Source organism: Paraburkholderia sp. PGU19, from assembly GCF_013426915.1.
Taxonomy (GTDB): Bacteria; Pseudomonadota; Gammaproteobacteria; order Burkholderiales; family Burkholderiaceae; genus Paraburkholderia.
The window spans coordinates 618,434-635,087 of record NZ_AP023182.1 but is presented as its reverse complement, the minus strand read 5'-3'; the positions used below and the strand labels follow the sequence as shown (position 1 = coordinate 635,087).

General features: G+C 58.8%; 14 protein-coding genes. 10 read left to right on the top strand and 4 right to left on the bottom strand.

What is annotated here, in order from left to right:
* Positions 1 to 369: 369 nt before the first annotated feature.
* On the bottom strand, positions 370 to 1,263 hold the full coding sequence (locus H1204_RS43325) for a LysR family transcriptional regulator (protein ID WP_180736199.1): 894 nt from the start codon (positions 1,261 to 1,263) through the stop codon (positions 370 to 372).
* Between the two features lie 100 nt (positions 1,264 to 1,363).
* Between H1204_RS43325 and H1204_RS43320 the strand changes: the two genes are divergently transcribed.
* From H1204_RS43320 to H1204_RS43310, 3 genes are all read left to right on the top strand, one after another.
* Positions 1,364 to 1,960, top strand: a complete 597-nt coding sequence (locus tag H1204_RS43320) for an HD domain-containing protein (protein ID WP_180736198.1) — start codon at positions 1,364 to 1,366, stop codon at positions 1,958 to 1,960.
* Between the two features lie 90 nt (positions 1,961 to 2,050).
* Positions 2,051 to 2,920, top strand: a complete 870-nt coding sequence (locus H1204_RS43315; RefSeq protein ID WP_180736197.1) for an SHOCT domain-containing protein — start codon at positions 2,051 to 2,053, stop codon at positions 2,918 to 2,920.
* 317 nt (positions 2,921 to 3,237) lie between these two features.
* Complete coding sequence (locus H1204_RS43310; protein WP_180736196.1) at positions 3,238 to 4,836, top strand: SagB/ThcOx family dehydrogenase; 1,599 nt, start codon at positions 3,238 to 3,240, stop codon at positions 4,834 to 4,836.
* A 377-nt stretch (positions 4,837 to 5,213) separates the two neighbouring features.
* On the opposite strand, the gene H1204_RS43305 is transcribed toward H1204_RS43310, so the two are convergent.
* Positions 5,214 to 5,846 carry a class I SAM-dependent methyltransferase gene (locus H1204_RS43305; RefSeq protein WP_180736195.1) on the bottom strand — a complete coding sequence of 211 codons (633 nt, stop codon included), beginning with the start codon at positions 5,844 to 5,846 and terminating at the stop codon, positions 5,214 to 5,216.
* An 85-nt stretch (positions 5,847 to 5,931) separates the two neighbouring features.
* On the opposite strand from H1204_RS43305, the gene H1204_RS43300 reads away from it, so the two are divergent.
* The 4 genes from H1204_RS43300 (at position 5,932) to H1204_RS43285 (ending at position 11,033) form a co-directional block, all read left to right on the top strand.
* Positions 5,932 to 6,702 (top strand): serine protease, encoded by a 771-nt coding sequence (locus H1204_RS43300; protein WP_180736194.1) that lies wholly within the window; start codon positions 5,932 to 5,934, stop codon positions 6,700 to 6,702.
* Between the two features lie 452 nt (positions 6,703 to 7,154).
* Entirely contained in the window at positions 7,155 to 7,496 is a 342-nt protein-coding gene (locus tag H1204_RS43295) for a DUF4148 domain-containing protein (RefSeq protein ID WP_243469101.1), read from the top strand.
* Between the two features lie 1,054 nt (positions 7,497 to 8,550).
* Positions 8,551 to 10,704 carry a hypothetical protein gene (locus H1204_RS43290; protein ID WP_180736193.1) on the top strand — a complete coding sequence of 718 codons (2,154 nt, stop codon included), beginning with the start codon at positions 8,551 to 8,553 and terminating at the stop codon, positions 10,702 to 10,704.
* Positions 10,623 to 11,033: a hypothetical protein gene (locus H1204_RS43285; RefSeq protein ID WP_180736192.1), complete on the top strand. Its 411-nt coding sequence runs from the start codon at positions 10,623 to 10,625 to the stop codon at positions 11,031 to 11,033. The genes H1204_RS43290 and H1204_RS43285 overlap by 82 nt, the downstream gene beginning before the upstream one ends.
* Before the next feature lie 276 nt (positions 11,034 to 11,309).
* Here the strand turns inward: H1204_RS43285 and H1204_RS43280 are convergent, their stop codons facing one another.
* Positions 11,310 to 12,287, bottom strand: coding sequence for a LysR family transcriptional regulator (locus tag H1204_RS43280; RefSeq protein WP_180736191.1), 978 nt, complete (start codon positions 12,285 to 12,287; stop codon positions 11,310 to 11,312).
* Between the two features lie 120 nt (positions 12,288 to 12,407).
* On the opposite strand from H1204_RS43280, the gene H1204_RS43275 reads away from it, so the two are divergent.
* Both H1204_RS43275 and H1204_RS43270 read left to right on the top strand, forming a co-directional pair.
* Positions 12,408 to 13,229 (top strand): aldo/keto reductase, encoded by an 822-nt coding sequence (locus H1204_RS43275; RefSeq protein WP_180736190.1) that lies wholly within the window; start codon positions 12,408 to 12,410, stop codon positions 13,227 to 13,229.
* A gap of 214 nt (positions 13,230 to 13,443) precedes the next feature.
* Positions 13,444 to 14,199, top strand: a complete 756-nt coding sequence (locus tag H1204_RS43270; RefSeq protein WP_180736189.1) for an SRPBCC family protein — start codon at positions 13,444 to 13,446, stop codon at positions 14,197 to 14,199.
* A 442-nt stretch (positions 14,200 to 14,641) separates the two neighbouring features.
* On the opposite strand, the gene H1204_RS43265 is transcribed toward H1204_RS43270, so the two are convergent.
* Positions 14,642 to 15,127 carry a prolyl-tRNA synthetase associated domain-containing protein gene (locus H1204_RS43265; protein WP_180736188.1) on the bottom strand — a complete coding sequence of 162 codons (486 nt, stop codon included), beginning with the start codon at positions 15,125 to 15,127 and terminating at the stop codon, positions 14,642 to 14,644.
* Between the two features lie 93 nt (positions 15,128 to 15,220).
* On the opposite strand from H1204_RS43265, the gene H1204_RS43260 reads away from it, so the two are divergent.
* Positions 15,221 to 16,537, top strand: coding sequence for an IS701 family transposase (locus H1204_RS43260; protein WP_180732393.1), 1,317 nt, complete (start codon positions 15,221 to 15,223; stop codon positions 16,535 to 16,537).
* Positions 16,538 to 16,654 lie beyond the last annotated feature (117 nt).

The following is a 16,654-nucleotide window of genomic DNA, read 5'->3' as shown; positions in this document are numbered from 1 at the left end:
GCGACCTCGCGCGCCCTTCGAATAGTAGACCTCGTTGGTCGACTGTGAACAAGACTATGGAACGAGCTTCTCCACGTCTGCAAGGAGATATCGCCGCTTTGTCATGTGCTTCCTGCGCGAACTCGAACGCAGCACGGTGTCCGTTGTTTGATGAGGAGCCGTCGCTTGAATGGCGCTCTTGGCACAAAGGCGACCGGCTGCAGTTGGCCGACTGCAGTCCCAAGCAGTCGGCAAAATGCAACCCCAACCCGCCTTCGACCCGGCGCGACTTCGACGGCAGGTTCACGGGTTACAACTGCCATTCGAGCGGCCGGCTTGGACGGTTTGTGTTCGACGTGAGCTGCTAGTTGGGATTCGAGGCGTATAGGCTTACAACCCCCGCGCTGCGTTGCGCAAAATCTGCTGCGCGCGTTCGGCGATCGGAGATAGGTAACCGGCCCTTCGTACCAGTCCGACTTGACGCAGCAAGCCGTCGAACTGGATTGGGCGTACAGCTATGTCGCACGGTAGGGGGCCAAGGTCGAAGCTGCGTGCATTGATCAAGCTGACCAGCCGTGTAGTGGATACGACAAGAATCAAGGCGGCCAAACTATTGGCCTCGGCCACGATGCGCATTCGTGGGTAGCCCTGTTTTGCAAAGGCTTGCTCGAGCTGCGCGCGTGCAGATTCCTGTCGACTTGACGCGGCCCATGAGCACTCCGCCAGATCGTGAAGCGTGACCGATTCCCGCTCAGCCAGAGGATTTGTAGTGCTAACCATCAAGCTGTAGTGATCGTCATAGAGAACCTCCTTGGCCATGGAAGCATCCAATGTGTCGGGCAAGGGACATACGGCCAGTTCCACTTCACGGTTGTCGATCGCGTCCAATAGCGTGTCGCTAAACGCTGTCGTCACATTGACCCGCGCGGCGGGCCGCTCCACCAGCAGCGTTGGGAACAGCGAGCGCAGCGCGAAACTAGTGGTGGCCGGCGTCGCACCGATGCGCAGCAGGCCCGCGTGTCCTCCACCAATATCGCGCGCTTCCTCCAGCGCACTATCGAGTTGCATGGACACGCCCAACACCCGTGTATGGAATATTTTTCCCGCCTCGGTCAATACAGAGCCGCGTGCGGTGCGCTCGACCAACGTTACTCCAACCTTGCGCTCCAAACGCTGTATGGCCTTGGTCACGGCCGGCTGAGAAATGCCAAGCTGTTCGGCGGCGCGCGCCAGCGTACCGGCACTTGCAATGGTCAGGAAGTATGTAAGGTCACCATCAATCATGCCATTCCCTGGAGTTATGGATCTTGACTTTCCAGTTATTGGATTTTATATCGCCTTCGCTCAAATAATGAAGTTCCTATCATCGAGAAGGAGTAGTCCCATGGAACATAATGAACAGCGCGCCGCGTTCCGCCATATGCGCGAAGGTACCGAACAGGATTGGGCGATCATTGGCAATGAGGTTGGACCATTTGCCAAAAGACTGCCTGGCCGCCTACTGGACCATCTGCGCTTGCTGAATGGTGACTTCGGCGGATTTCCTGTTGATCGTCTGACGCACAGCTTGCAGACCGCCACGCTGGCGCATCGCGACAGCCAGGACGAGGAATACGTGGTCTGCGCGCTGCTGCACGATATTGGCGATACGCTGGGAAGTTACAACCATGCCGACGTTGCCGCCGTGCTGCTGGAGCCATTCGTCAGCGCGGAAAATCACTGGATGGTCAAGCACCATGGGATCTTCCAGGGGTATTACTTCTTCCATCACATGGGTATGGACCGCAATCTGCGCGATAACTATCGCGACGTGCCGGAGTTGTTCAAACGTACCGCGCATTTCTGTGAGAAATATGACGCGGCGGCCTTCGATCCGGATGCGGAAACGTTGCCATTAGAGTTCTTCGAACCGATGGTGCGGCGAGTGTTTGCCGAGCCGAAGCGAACCCTGTACAAAGCCGCGTTCGAAAAAATCGGTTGAATGCGAGGCACGATTGGCGAACGGCAGTGGCAATTGCCCGGGAGTAACATCATCCCGGGAGGCAACACGAGAAACTATGAGTGGATCACCATGCGAAAACTCACCCCCGCCGGCCAGCAATTGATCGAAGAAGTAGCCCAGCGACATCGGTTCAGCACGGATGCAGTGATGAGCATGCTGGAGTCCGTGATTCGCGGTAACGGGAGCATGGCCCAGTTCAATCACCCCGAATTTGGCGGCTCCGGCCAGTGGATGCAGGGAGGAATGACCATGGTCTCCGACATGTTCAACCACTACCTGATGGGTCGGGTCGACGGGCTCTGTTCTGAGCTTTCCCTCCTGGTGGCAAACCAGCCCGACCTGATTCGCAGCGGCAGCTTCCAGTCGCAGAACCAGGGTACCCGGCAGCAGGGCAACCACGGCGGCGGCCAGCAACAACAGCAGAGCGCTGGTTACGGTGGCAGCAACGAGCAGCAGACTGCAGCCGGACCAGTCGGACCGGTAAGTCTGTTCGTTCCGCCCGAGCCCGGCACCTCTGGCGACTGGTGGCCCGCTGATCTGGGGCGGCCCAGCACAACCGGGGCGCAGAACGACGTCCGCTATGCGTACTTCGCACCACCCCGGCGCCTGGCGATCGAAGTGAACGGCAAGGTGACGGTCTACGATACGCTCGATCACCAGATCAGCGGCTTCTCACAGCAGCAGTCCCGCGGCGCGTCCCTCACATTTGCGAGCCAGCACGGCCTCGTTGCTGTCGCCAGCCTGCCGGTTGTCTCGTTGGGTGGGGTTCCGCAGCCGACGTCGCCGCCGGTGCAGGAGGAGCCCGTCAGCACTCAGTCGGTCGCCCGCGAGGCAGACGTGTTCGCCACCATAGAGAAGCTCGCCGCACTGCACGCGAAGGGGATTCTCAGCGATGAGGAGTTCGCCGCCAAGAAGACAGAACTGCTGAGCCGTTTGTGAGCGTCCCGTCATCGTGCAACGCAACGGGGCACGATTTCGATGGGTAACGAATGGCGGCTGACCTGGGATGGCCACGAGTTTTCGAAGTCTGCAGCCCGAATGCCTTTGAAGAAACCTGAAAGCTGACTTGTGCGCTGAAAACATCCGCGAGCTTGCGTGGAGACAACACGAGTGCCAGCCGCGGTACAGTGGGCGCCAAAGGCAACAGCAGTTTGCCGAAGCGCGCTCTGCTTCCACGACCTGAATGAGATCGCGCCCCAACGTCCAGCCAGCTGGTTTTGTTTAGCCGCATGTGCGGGGAATCCTGAGGGGGGAACATGGACCGGTCAAGGCGTGCGCTGCTTGAATATCACGAACGCAGCAAGCACCACGTCAACTTCTACGCTCCTGGCCCCGGGAGACTCGACTGGACCACCCAGCCGGATCCGTTCCGGGTGTTTCACGGCGCACCACGCGTAGGTCTGCCGCTAGCCGCGGACACACTGGCTACACGCTACAATGCGCTGCGCTATGGCGCCCTGCCGCCCGCGCACGCGTTCGATCTAACCAGTTTGGCGATTCTGTTCGAACTCTCGCTCGGCCTGTCGGCGTGGAAATCCTATGGCGCCCAGCGGTGGGCACTGCGCTGCAACCCTTCGAGCGGAAACCTGCATCCGACCGAGAGCTATCTTCTGTGTCCGGCTCTGCCCGGCTTGTCCGCCGGTGTCTACCACTACCTGAGCCGGGACCATGCGCTTGAACATCGCGCCGCAGTAGACGATCTGCGATGGACTGAGGCGTTTTCGGACAGAGGTGTCCTAGTCGGCATAAGCTCGATCCACTGGCGCGAGGCATGGAAATACGGTATGCGTGCCTGGCGCTACTGCCAGCAGGATTGCGGCCATGTCGTCGCTGCGCTGAGTTACGCAGCGACTGCGCTCGGCTGGCAGACGCGGCTGGTGGAGGCGGCTGCCGATGATGAACTGGCCGACTTGCTTGGATCGGGCCGCAGCGAAGATTTCGTGGGCGCTGAAACTGAGGCGCCGGATGCTTTGCTCTGGATCGGCAATCCTGAATGGCGGCCTGATCTTGAGCGCATGCTGACCGCTTTGGACAAGGCACAATGGTACGGACGCGCAAATCAGCTGAGCTCGGGACATGTGAGGTGGCCGGATATCGATTCGATCCATCGCGCTACGCACAAGGCCCGGACTCCCGAACCGACTTCGCCGAACCCAGAACTGCGTCAGTCGCCCGCGAAGCCCGCCCTTGATCTCCGATTTGCCCAGATCGCCCGGCAGCGTCGCAGCGCGGTGAAATTCGATGGTGCGACGCGCATCGCCGACACAGTTTTTTTCAGCATGCTGGCGTGCCTGTTGCCACGTCGCGACACGCCGCCGTGGAATGCCCTGATATCTCCTGCGGCAGTGCACGCGGCGCTATTTGTACACCGCGTCGACGGCCTGGAGCCGGGTCTGTATATGCTCGTGAGAAACCCCGGAGCGCTGCCGGTTCTCAGACAGTCTCTGCGTCCAGAATGGCTGTGGAAGAAGACGGGGCCGGACTATCTGCCGCTCTATTTTCTACTGCCATACGATTTGCGCGCCGTGGCAAAGTTGATCTGCTGTCACCAGGATATCGCCGCCGACTCCTGCTTTGCACTGGGAATGATCGCGAGATTCGAAATCGCCCTGAAACAACCATGGCGTTATCGCCACCTCTTCTGGGAATGTGGCATTCTCGGCCAGGTTCTCTATCTCGAAGCCGAAGCCGCCGGAGTGCGTGCCACGGGGGTTGGTTGCTTTTTTGACGACGAAATGCACACACTGCTCGGAGTGAAGGCTCACGCCTGGCAGAGCTTGTATCACTTCACAGTCGGTGGTGCCGTGGACGATCCACGCCTCTCTTCGTTCCAGCCGTATGAGGTTCAGCCTTGAAGCGAGTGTCCGACGTTCGCCCCCCTGGCGAGACGGCATTCACCAAGATCAACCGGCTACTGGATTTTTCTTACGTTATACTAATCTTTATTAGTAACGTGTAGCCAATTTGAGGCAACCCACATTCGTTTTCATCCTCACACCGACGCCGATTTTCCATTGAAGTTAGACGGCTCGTGACGCGCCTCCAGCGAGCGGCTCTTTGTTCATGTAAGCGAGGCTTTTCGCAGGACCAGACAGCGACGACGAAGGTGAGCTTATCTTGGTTCAACGTCAATGTGTTTCGACTGGTCGACGACCGGCGTGGTCACGTTGTCAACGTGACCGTGCGGCACATGAGCTGAACGTTGCCGTTCCAGAAGCGGAAGCGATGTCTGTCATGATACGGGCCTGCGCCACACGCTGGCCAGCCACGGCTGCTGCTCACGCGGCAAGCCCGCCGGCCGGTAATAGTGATCGAGTTCGACGAACCCGGCGCCCGACATGACCCGGCGCCACGTTTGAAGATCGTGGTAAGCGCCGTAGCGGCCGCGATTCCAGCCTTCCTCGTTCCTGCCGTGCGGGTTGGAACTGAACAGCACGCCGCCGGGCTTCAGCGTGGCCAGCAATTGCCGCAAAACGCGCGGCAACTCCTGGCTCGGCACATGAAACAGCGACGCGTTGGCGAATACACCATCGAAGCGCCCGTCCGGCAGATCGAGCTTGAGGAAATCCTGTTGCCACACGTCGCACCCGGTGTCGGTGCGCGCCATCGCGGCGAAGCGCTCGGCGCCGTCCAGTCCGATCGCGACATGGCCGAGCGCGGCGAATACCTTGAGATCGCGCCCGGGCCCGCAGCCAAAATCGAGAATCGTGAAAGGCGGTTCGCCTTCGATATGGCTCAATAGTGCGGCGATGTTCTGGCTGACATCGTGGTCGCGGGTTCCTTCGCGGAAATCCTCGGCGCGCAGGTTGTAATGCTCCAGGGTCAGGGAGGCGATTTTTTCCACGTCGTGCGGATGGAGTTTCATGCGCGACAGTCTACTGGATCTCCGGCTGATTCAGCGCGCGTACGCGCATAATGCGTGGACCGCCTCCACGCCCCACGGACACGCCATGATCGAATCCATTCTGCTTGTCGCTGCGCGTGTCTCCACCTTCGAGGGTCAACGGCTGTTGACGAATGCAAGCGGCTTTTTCTTTGAACGCGATGAACGGCTGTTCCTGGTCACCAGCCGGCACGTCGTGATCGACGAGCCCAGCAAGCACTTCCCTGATCGCCTCGAGATCGAGCTGCACGTCGACCCGGACAACATGGCGGGATCCACCGGGTTCTCGATTCCGTTGTACCGCAACGGCAAGAGCATCTGGCGCCAGGGGCTCGACACTGCGGGAGAAATAGACGTGGCGGTGATCGAGCTCGAGCAGTCAGCGCTGCCGCGGCGGATGGCCTACCGTGCCTTCACCCCCGCCCACCTGCATGGGTCGCTCGACCAGGTGGAGGTCGGCACCTCGCTGCTGGTCGTGGGCTTTCCGCTCGGCTTCCATGACACGCTGCACCACCTGCCAGTCGTGCGCCAGGCGGTCATCGCGTCTTCATTCGGCATGCGATTCCAGGGCAAGGGGTACTTCCTGACCGATGCGCGTACACACCGGGGCACCAGCGGGGCGCCCGTCGTCAAGCGCGTGGCCGGCGGAAAACCGGCGCTGGGCGACCTGCCATGGATGCTGCTCGGCGTTCACTCGGCGCGGCTCGACGTGGGCTCGCGCGACGTCGAACTCGACGAGGCACTCGGGCTGAACTGCGCCTGGTACGCCGACATCCTGCTGACGCTCACGGAAGGCTCGTCGCTGGCGAGTTCGATGCCAGCGACACCGGACCGCTGACGCATGGAGTCCGGAACGGCTTCTGCCACTGGCTTTTGGGAACTGTTCCATAGACATTGAAGATTCAAACACGCGAAACCGCTTCGGCGAGCCAATACCGACAAGCGAGTTTCCTGCAGAAGTGCGATAGCCCACGATGCTGACAATCAGCCTGTCGCCAGCCAGGTGCGCGGGTCACGCTCAGCCAACGGCAGGGGTGTCATTCCCGACAATTCGAAGTTGGTGATTCTGTTGCTTGATTGGGCATTCACTTCACTCTCGCATCCTTGACGTGTGGTCACCCAGAGGATTTCGAATCATGCCACCTCTCGCCCGGGGGTTGATCGCGTGCCTGGCCATGTGGTTCTGCTCGCGGCTGTCACTGCAGCCCCAGATCGTCGCATTGCGACACCAGTTGATGGCGCCATGCCCGTTGTATCAGTCTCGTAGGGTTGCTCGCCTAAACTCCAGGGATGACAGAACTGGGCTTAACCGGGTGCAGTACGCAACAGGAGGTCATCGTGAAATCGGTCATTTTCGCAGTCGCCGCCACTTCCGCTTTCGCCGTATCGCTGGCGGCATTCGCCCAGTCGGACACGGCGCCCCGCACACGCGCCGAGGTGCGCGCCGAACTCCAGCAAATAGAACAGGCCGGCTACAACCCCGCGGCGGGTAAAGACAGGAACTATCCGCAGGATATTCAGGCGGCTGAAAGACGCCTCTCATACGGCGGCGTAAAGAGTGGATCATCGGCATCAGGATCGCCCGCGATCGCACCGGCCGATTCCTCGGACAACAAGGCCATCAAGCCGTAAGTGACGGGGCCCTTTCGCTTCTGCGGCCCCGGTCGGCAGGCCCAAGTGAGCCCGTCAGGTTTGCTTACAAGTGTGAAGCGACCGTTCGAGCGTCTGGCGCGCGCACATGCACTGGTGTCGAAAACTGGCCGGGTGCAGTCCCCATGCAATCCGCGTACACCGCCTGAAGCTCGCAAGTCGGCGACCGGCAGCAAGCGACCCCACGGCAGCCGTTTGACCCAAGGCAGCTTTGAAGGCGGCTTTCAAGGTACAACGGGCGTTCACATGATCCATTTGGCGCACGGGTCCCTTAAGGCATATGCGCCGTTCTAACCGCTCGGCATCCGCTTTGAATGTCTGTTTTGGCGTCGGGCACCAATTCCGTTGCCTGCCCGTCCCAGCCGTTAATTTAACGAATGGCATTTGATCGTCAATTCAGCAGGATAGCGAACGTTTCTCGGCGCACGTCGATGGCGCGTGAAGACGTCAAGCTGAGATAGCCAGGTGATTGCTGTGGCCGCGGTTACGCGCGCAGCCTCCCATGACTGCAGGACGGCGCTTAATGCTGGAGCATCTGCAATCCTGTACCCCGCCGCCCGGCGGGGGAGCCGTGCCTCAAGCAACTTGCGTGTCCACTCGATGTTCCGTTGCTATCGGTCGCATGGCTCCATGCCGTGATCGCCATATTCCGCCGCACGTGCGAGGCCCGAAAGCGGTCGCCGAGCCATCGATTCGACTCTATGTCCTGTTGCCGCACTCCTCAGCGGGGAAACTCATTAAGTTAAACGTTTTCCATAATTCAGGTCACAGCTTGCGTTATCGGGAATGAAGATTGATCAAAATTAACGATATAGCCGGGTTTCTCCCTACGTTTTCTGGTTGAGAAAACGATTGACTTCATTTGCCCGAAAACCTAAATTTCTGGAAAACGTTTTCCAAGCAGTCCACCCCTCCCTGGCAAGCGCCTCGGTGAGGTGACGACGCGAACTCGGCGGGTCGCTGACTAGAAACCGCGAAGACTAGGGCACATGCGAGGCCCGGTCGCTAACCATTCCAATTCATACAAGGAGACACCATGCGTTCGCCGAAGAAGTCCACTATCGCGCTAGCACTGAGCACCCTGCCCGCGTTTCTCATCGGCGCGTGCGGCGGCACCAGCAACGACCCGTCTGGCACGACGGCGTCGCCGCCCGTCTCGGCCATGGCGGCCAATTCCCTTCAGGCGATCGCCTACGGAGCGCCCGATACCAGCGTGCCGGCGGGCGCGGGTATTTCGATCACGATGATGGGTCAGATGAGAGCGCTATTCGACCTGATCAGGAAATCTCCCGATTTCACGCAAGTGGTGATGGACCTCGGCGACGGCAGCCCCGTTCACGTGCTCGATACGAACACCGGCGACAAGTTCTTGCCGGGCAAGTTGGCCCTCGGCCTGTCGTACATCCTGATCGACATGAAAGCCAAGGGAGACCCGAAGTACGCGGACTACCTCGCGACCTATCAGAAGATCACGACCGCGATGATGCAGTCGAGCGGCGCTAAATACACCTATGCGAACACGTCATGGGGCGAGTATTACTACCTCGTCGCGCTGAACAACCTGAACGCGCACGGCATGCTCAACGAAGTCTTCAGTGACGCGATGTTGACGACGCTGCAGAAGCGCCTCAACTTCTGCGACATGTTCGGACCGGACGCGAGCGGCGCGACCGATACCTGTCCCGCCGCCGGCACGGCAATCGACGTCGCCTCGCTCAACACCGCGCAGAACTACTACGCCGTCTCGTACGGCATTGCAGGTCTGCGGCAGAAGCTCGGCTGGAGCAATCCGGGCTTCTCCTCCGCGTCCGACCCTTCTGTCGCAACGATGGGCGCGCGCGACGCGCTGCTCTACACGCTCACGAAGCATATTCGAAACGACTCCTCAGGCGGCTTCTCCGATGAAGCTTCGAACAAAAATTCCACCTACTACGACCAGGCGCGCTTCGATCGGTACAGCACGCTCTTGATCGGCGAAGTGGTCGAACGCACCTTCGAGATGGGCAACCAGGCCAATCTGACGCCTGAATTGAAGGGGTATTTGCGCAAATCCGTGGATCTCATTCTTCCTCAATTGAACACTGACGGCCAGGGGTTCAACTATGGACGTTCCATCGGCCCCTACGGCGATTCGGCATTCATGGAGATTCTGACCGCGGCGGCCAACGCAGGCGTGCTGACGTCAAACGAAATGCAGATCGCCTATTCGTTCATCTACAAAGCGGCCTACCGCTTCGACAACTTCTGGTACGACCCGAGCCTGCCGACGCCGTCGGTCAACATGTGGGTGAAGGGGCGCGGAACGGATTCCTATCGCGGCAAGGCGCGCGTGATGGGCGAGAACTTCAGCCTGCTGCATCAGTATCTGTACGTGAACAACTGGTGGAACAAGCTCGGATTCGGCGGCAAGGCGCCAATGGCAGATGCCGATTTTACGTCCTATCTGAATGGCCTGTCGCATTACACGCTCACCTCGTACAACCTGCCGAGCGATAGCGCGCATCCGTACAGCGCCGCGCTCTTGACGGTGCGCGACGGCAAGCGCGTGATCAATCTGAACCTGAGTCAGGCTCCGGACTACAACTCCTACACGCCGTATTACCCGGTCCCGTTCTCCGACAAGCTGATGTACGGGACGACTGATCTCGGCTACGCACTGCTGATTCCGCAGGTCTCATACAACGGCAAGACCTATATTCCGGTCACGTACTACAAGAACCTGAACGTGCAGGAAAGCAACGGGCAGGTGGTCGTGTCCTTCGACACGACCAAGTTCCGGCAGGCTACGAAGAACGCACCCTACACGACGGATCTCGATCTGCAAGCGCATACGGTCCTGACTTTCAGCAGCGGCACGATAACCCGCACAGATACGCTGAGCTCGGCAACGCTGACGGGCAACGTTGCCGTGGAAACCGACTTCACGTCGTTCGCCGACTTTCAGACCACGAGCGCCAGCGGCTTCAATGTGAACTATGCGGACAGCGCCGCAACGAGCTATGGCACCACGGGCTTCGACAATTGCTCGCTGTCGAACTTCGACACGGCGGGAGGCACGACCAATCCGTTATCGACGACGCCGATTGGTCAACTGCACTCGAACTTCGCGTGCATGAGCACACCTTTCGCGTTGGGCGCGGGCGTGAGCCGCTCGTTCGGCTGGACGCTGAAGTACTCGGTATTGAACTGATCGAACCCGACGCCGGCCTGCGCGAGGCCGGCGCGGCCGCCAGCGCCACGGTGCTGACCATGATTGCGGTGCGCGTCTTCCTCGAGACGGTGCGTCGCTACGTCGGCACGATGGCCGATGATCGCAAGAGCTGGCTGAGAGGATTGCGCGACCGCTTGTTGCGCGGGCACTGCCCTGTTGCATTCGCGCACGGCATAAGCGAATTAGTAAGAAACGTCAAACCCGGTCGAATTGCTGAAGGTCGCGGAGACACGGGCAGGAGCTCCGCGACTGTCGCGCAAGTCCGAGTGCTCAATGAGTGGCACCGCAAATCGAACGTCTGTCGTTAGATGTAGTTCGGTAATCCGAATGTCCGAGCGAGTGTGTCGGTCACCGTCCGCTTATGGCCCGAATCCGGGCAAGCGACGAATGCATCAAATCGACCCGGACGATCGCGCCGATCAAAGCCGGTCGTTCAATTTGATTCGAACTGACTGGTCAGCCTCACCGTCGGAGATCCGCAATGCCTGACGGGGTGTCCCGACGGGTCAGATAAGACCGCAAGCCCAGACTACATGCGCTATGCGACCTGCTCCGTGAGAATGCCGTTCAAATCAACGCCGACATCACGTAGAACGGGTACGTGGACGCTTCGGTGTAGTCTGGCTCCTGCCTGGTCGGTCTGGACACAGAGGCGCCGATGGTACGGTTAGCGTATCAACGCAGAAGTCGATGAAAGCCTGTACCTTGGCCGCCAGATGGCGTCGCGACGGGAAAAGGGCATAGAGAGGAAAGCGCTCATCCGGCCAATCCGGAAAAAGGTCAACAAGGTCTTGTTCGGCGAGTAGTGTCTCCGTTCCGATCGACATCACCTGGGCGATTCCGGCACCCGCAACACATGCTCCGAGCATCGTGCCGACGTCTGAAACAAGCAGTCGACCAGAAGCCGGGATACTAACGACCTTCTTCCCCTTGTGAAACTCCCATTCGAACGGCCGTGCCGTTACAGGGTTGTAGAAAAGTACGCGATCGTGATGAACAACGTCGTGGGGATGATCCGGTCTGCCGCTGGCATTAATGTAGGCGGGAGACGCGACGGTAACGATTCGCGTATCGAGCAGTTTGCGGGCGACCAGCGTTCCAACCGGGGGCATACCAAAGCGTACCGCTACGTCAAAGCCGTCGGCGACCAGATCGCCGACGTCATCACGCATTATCAACTCAAGCGAAAGTTCAGGATATTGCCCGAGAAATCCGGGCAGTCTCGAGGCGAGCACTGTCCGTGAAAAGAACGGGTCTATGTTTACTCGGAGCCTGCCTCGAACCACGTTCGCGGAGCCTGATGCAGCGGCAGCCGCCGACTCAATCCCGGACATATGCGGATTAACAGCCTCGTATAGCCGCCTCCCCTCGTCAGTCAACGTCTGGGATCGGGTCGTCCGGTCGAGTAACCGTACCCCAATGCGTTTTTCCAACCGGCTTATCGCCCTGCTCACGCCGGATGGGGAGAGCGCAAGCGCCTCTGCGGCGCGAACAAAGCTTCCGCTCTCCGCGACTGCTGCAAGGACCGTTATGCCCGCGAACAACCGTCCGTCAAATGTCATCGCGCACCTCATTGAAGACCAATTCGTGACTTTTATCATTACACAATTGAACACGACCTACTTTATTCATCAATGGCCACATGAGACAGTAGAGTCGTCTTCACACAACGGAGAGACATCATGGAAAAGATCAGTACAGGCGACCTCACCATTCCGCGCCTTGGATTTGGCACGTTTCGCATGCCGGGCGGCGACTGCCAGCCCGTTGTCGAAAGTGCGCTGGAAGTAGGTTATCGTCATATCGACACTGCCGAGATGTACCAGAATGAAGACGCGGTGGGCGCGGCGATCGCCGGATCAGGAATCGCGCGTCATGACCTGTATGTAACGACAAAGGTGTGGCACGAGAACCTTAAGCCGGATGCGATCCGCCGTGCATTCGACAACAGTCTTAAGAAGCTGAGCCTCGATTACGTCGACCTTTACATGATCCACTGGCCGTCGCGTGACATCAACCTCGCAGCAGTACTGGAAACCCTCGAAGGATTGCGAGAAGAGGGGCTAACACGCGCGATTGGCGTATGCAATTTCAACATGCATCTCATTAAGGCGGCCGTCGAGGAAATCCGCGCTTCTATCGCGTGTCACCAAGTGGAATACCATCCATTCCTCGATCAGAGCGCGATGCTCACCTACCTTCGCGGCAAGAATATTCCACTTGTAGCGTATGCACCGCTCGCGCAAGGACGTGCAGCCACCAATGCAGTGCTGGCTCGCATTGGCAGGAAGCACGGTGCAACTGCGGCGCAGATCGCCATCGCGTGGTTGCTCGATCAGGACGGTGTTGTCGCGATACCCAAGGCGCAGCGACGCGAAAGCCAGCAATCGAATCTCGATGCGGCAAAGATCCAGCTTGACGACGATGATCGAAACGCTATTGCCGCGTTGCCGAAGGATCAGCGCTTCGTCACCCCTCCGTTCGCGCCTCAGTGGGACGCTTGATGGAGACGCGTCATCGCCTGCAGTTGCTGACTCGCTGCAGTTGCTAACCGTCTGTCCCCACCCAAAAAGCGATTGACGGTTATCGATGAGTTGAGGAGAAGTTGTTCTATCCGTCCATGTCGCAGAACGCGTTACACCGGCGGATCGCTTGCAAACCCCAGAAGTAAGAAACCCTTCTTGGTTTGCACTACGTATAATTCACTTGGAAACACAAATGACGTTCAAGGATATTGGTCTTTCTGGCGCGAAAACACATTCAATCGTACGTACATCAGGCCCGACGCTGGACGACCCGGTTTCGTCGGGAGGCGATCACACGCCCCGTTCCCGGCTTTCTCATACAGGTGTTCTGGTTGCGGGCTTGGCCCTTGGGCTCGCCATCGCATCTGGTGCGAGCTATGCGGGTGATCAGGAAGACGCCGCGCATGCTCAGTCGCAACCTGACGCAATCAGGACGATGCGGTCAGATCTAGTGAACCGTTCACAAGAGATTCACTGGCCGGATGGCTTTGACCCTTCCACCGCAGACCTGTTTTCGCACAATGAGATTGTTGTTGACGCATCCTGCGAACACGTATGGAGCAAAATCGTCGATGCGCGCGATTGGCCGCGATGGTACCCAAACTCAAAGGACGTACGCATCGTCGGTGGCGGAGGAACTGTTCTGCACGCAAATAGCGTGTTCCGATGGACGACTTTCGGATTATCGCTCGAAAGCAGGATTCATGAATTCGTCCCTAATACGCGTATTGGCTGGTACGGCTATGCACCGGGCACTCAACCAACCTTTTACCACACCTGGTATCTGACTCCGAAAGACGGAGTATGCGTTGTTACGATGGACGAAGTGGGCAAAGGCGCAGGTGCTATTCGCCTCCGGCAAAGCAATGAAAGCCTCATGCACCGCGGACATGACTTGTGGTTGGTGACACTGAAATGGGTCTCTGAGAACGGAGCATTAGATAAATAGTTCGCACGCAAGGGCACATCTGGCAGTCCGCACGACATCTGTAATCCGTCCGCCGGTCCCAAAACAGCTTCCCTCAGATTGATCGGTGTAGGGTGTATCACCGATAGGGTCGTCAAGCTGGGATCGTTGTGCCGCTTCACAGCCCACTTTAGAGCTTCAATGGAGTCTTAGCCGCCTCATGGAAAACCATCAGATTGTTGTCAAGCGGAGGGCATTGCCTCAACGTGTGTCCCCGACGATTGTCGACAGTCTTGGCAGGCGCGCCAAACGTCCGAAGTGGCCGCACCCAGCCGTTCACCAATCGAGACTCGACATAGACTCAGACCGACGGTGCGCCCCCTCACGCCACATTAGCGTCACCGTCCGCTCCCGCGCGAACCTACGGACACCGGCCGACAGTATCGGCGTCCAACCGAACATCCGCGCTACGCCTACACCGGCTTCAATCGGATTTTCTGGCGGCGAGAGGTAGCCAGCTTGCCGGATGATCAATGTTGCGGAGAAAGGTGTCCAGCGCGCTTCGGGAAAGCGATACGCTCGCATTGTTCTCGAGTGGGTGAAACAGAAAGCACCCTTCCCTGCCTAGTTCGTCATCGAACACAAGTTGCACCGATTTGGCCTCGTCATTGACCAGTGCAAGTGGACTCAACGCGCCTGTACGGATACCCAGCAACGCGAAGAGCGTGTCCGCCGATGCAAACGACAGGCGTTTGCTGCCGATTGCTTCAGCGATACCAGCGAGGTCCAGCGACTTGGTGGCACTTGTCACGATGAGGAAGTAGTGCCCCTTCTTGTCTTGCAGCAGCAGGTTCTTGCAGCGAGCCCCTACAACGGAAAGCGTCAGCATTCCCGACTCTGACATGTTGAGTACCGGGTCGTGCTCCTCACAGGAAAACGGGATCTCCCGTTTTTCAAGAAGCTTCAACACTTCGTCTTTTCCTAGTCTCACTGTGTCACAAAATCTATTTGCAGTGAAGCGATACCTGGTAGTATTGAATAATACAGACTTCGGGCGATCGCGATGAGAGAAGATGTCGACGAATTTGACGCGTATCTGAATCATCTGGCGCTGGCGTTAGGGCACGCCGATCGCCATGCCGGCCTCAAGGGTTACTGTTCGGGCTTGGTAATGCCGTTGTCACGCAAGAGCGTCGAGCCGATGGCCGCGCATATTGACCCACTTCACGCGAGTGCGAAACACCAGTCACTTCACCATTTTGTGGCCAAGGCAGAATGGTCTGACCGGGCGGTCCTGCAGCGGGTACGCGAATGGGTGATGCCCGCGTTAGGCCTGCACGCTGCTGAAGAGGCTGGCTATTACTGGATTATTGACGATACGGGCTTCCCGAAGAAGGGCAAGCATTCGGTCGGCGTAGCGCGACAATACTGTGGGCAACTGGGCAAACAGGATAACTGCCAGATCGCCGTGAGCCTGTCGATCGCGACGCAACGGGGCAGTTTGCCGATTGCCTGGCAATTGTATATCCCCAAGGAATGGATTGACGACCGGGAACGTGCCCGTCGCGCTGGCATTCCCGACGAACTAGTTTTCCAGACCAAGCCACAGATTGCGCTGGCCCAGCTTCGCGAGGCCATAGCATCCGGCGTTGCGCCGGGCATCGTGCTGGCCGACGCTGGGTATGGCGACGAAACCGCATTCCGGGAGGGCATAACTGAACTGGGTTTGTTGTACGCGGTAGGGATCCGGCCGGTCACCTCTGTGTGGGCGCCAGGTACGGAGCCGCTTCCACCCAAGCCCTGGAGCGGGCGCGGTCAGCCACCGAAGTTGTTGCGCCGTGCGCCCGGCCATAAACCGCTCGCGGTGAAGGAACTGGCCATGCAATTACCCGTGAACGCCTGGCAAACCGTAACCTGGCGGGAAGGTAGCAACGCAGCACTTTCCTCACGCTTTGCCGCCGTACGGGTTCGTCCCGCACATCACGACTATTGGCGAAGTACGGTTCGCGACGAAGAATGGCTGCTTATTGAATGGCCTGATGGCGATACGGAGCCGCTCAAATACTTTCTCGCTACTGCCCCCGAGGAGGCGACACTTGAGCAGCTTGTGTTCGTGACCAAGATGCGCTGGCGCATCGAGCGCGACTATCAGGACCTGAAACAGGAGTTCGGGCTCGGTCATTATGAAGGGCGAGGCTGGCGTGGCTTTCACCACCACGCCACATTGAGTATCGCTGCGTATGGGTTTCTGATGGCTCAGCGACTGCGAATGCAATCAGGTGGACGCGATAAAAAAAACTTCCTTGAACGGGCGCTGCCTGCCCTTCCCTCGGATTACATCCCCCGGGGCAGTCCAGCGCGCTCAACGCCACGTTCCTGATTCCATTACCACGTTGCGCATCCTGCTTGGACTAAGGCTCATGCAACGATGGCTCGCTCCCTAGTACAGCAATCGAGCGCGCAATTATTTATATGACACAGTAGTACTAGCATGCTG

Excerpts from the sequence above, each read along its gene's own strand:
- H1204_RS43325 (WP_180736199.1), bottom strand. The coding sequence starts at position 1,263 with ATGATTGATGGTGACCTTACATACTTCCTGACCATTGCAAGTGCCGGT.
- H1204_RS43320 (WP_180736198.1), top strand. The coding sequence starts at position 1,364 with ATGGAACATAATGAACAGCGCGCCGCGTTCCGCCATATGCGCGAAGGT.
- H1204_RS43315 (WP_180736197.1), top strand. The coding sequence starts at position 2,051 with ATGCGAAAACTCACCCCCGCCGGCCAGCAATTGATCGAAGAAGTAGCC.
- H1204_RS43310 (WP_180736196.1), top strand. The coding sequence starts at position 3,238 with ATGGACCGGTCAAGGCGTGCGCTGCTTGAATATCACGAACGCAGCAAG.
- H1204_RS43305 (WP_180736195.1), bottom strand. The coding sequence starts at position 5,846 with ATGAAACTCCATCCGCACGACGTGGAAAAAATCGCCTCCCTGACCCTG.
- H1204_RS43300 (WP_180736194.1), top strand. The coding sequence starts at position 5,932 with ATGATCGAATCCATTCTGCTTGTCGCTGCGCGTGTCTCCACCTTCGAG.
- H1204_RS43295 (WP_243469101.1), top strand. The coding sequence starts at position 7,155 with ATGACAGAACTGGGCTTAACCGGGTGCAGTACGCAACAGGAGGTCATC.
- H1204_RS43290 (WP_180736193.1), top strand. The coding sequence starts at position 8,551 with ATGCGTTCGCCGAAGAAGTCCACTATCGCGCTAGCACTGAGCACCCTG.
- H1204_RS43280 (WP_180736191.1), bottom strand. The coding sequence starts at position 12,287 with ATGACATTTGACGGACGGTTGTTCGCGGGCATAACGGTCCTTGCAGCA.
- H1204_RS43275 (WP_180736190.1), top strand. The coding sequence starts at position 12,408 with ATGGAAAAGATCAGTACAGGCGACCTCACCATTCCGCGCCTTGGATTT.
- H1204_RS43270 (WP_180736189.1), top strand. The coding sequence starts at position 13,444 with ATGACGTTCAAGGATATTGGTCTTTCTGGCGCGAAAACACATTCAATC.
- H1204_RS43260 (WP_180732393.1), top strand. The coding sequence starts at position 15,221 with ATGAGAGAAGATGTCGACGAATTTGACGCGTATCTGAATCATCTGGCG.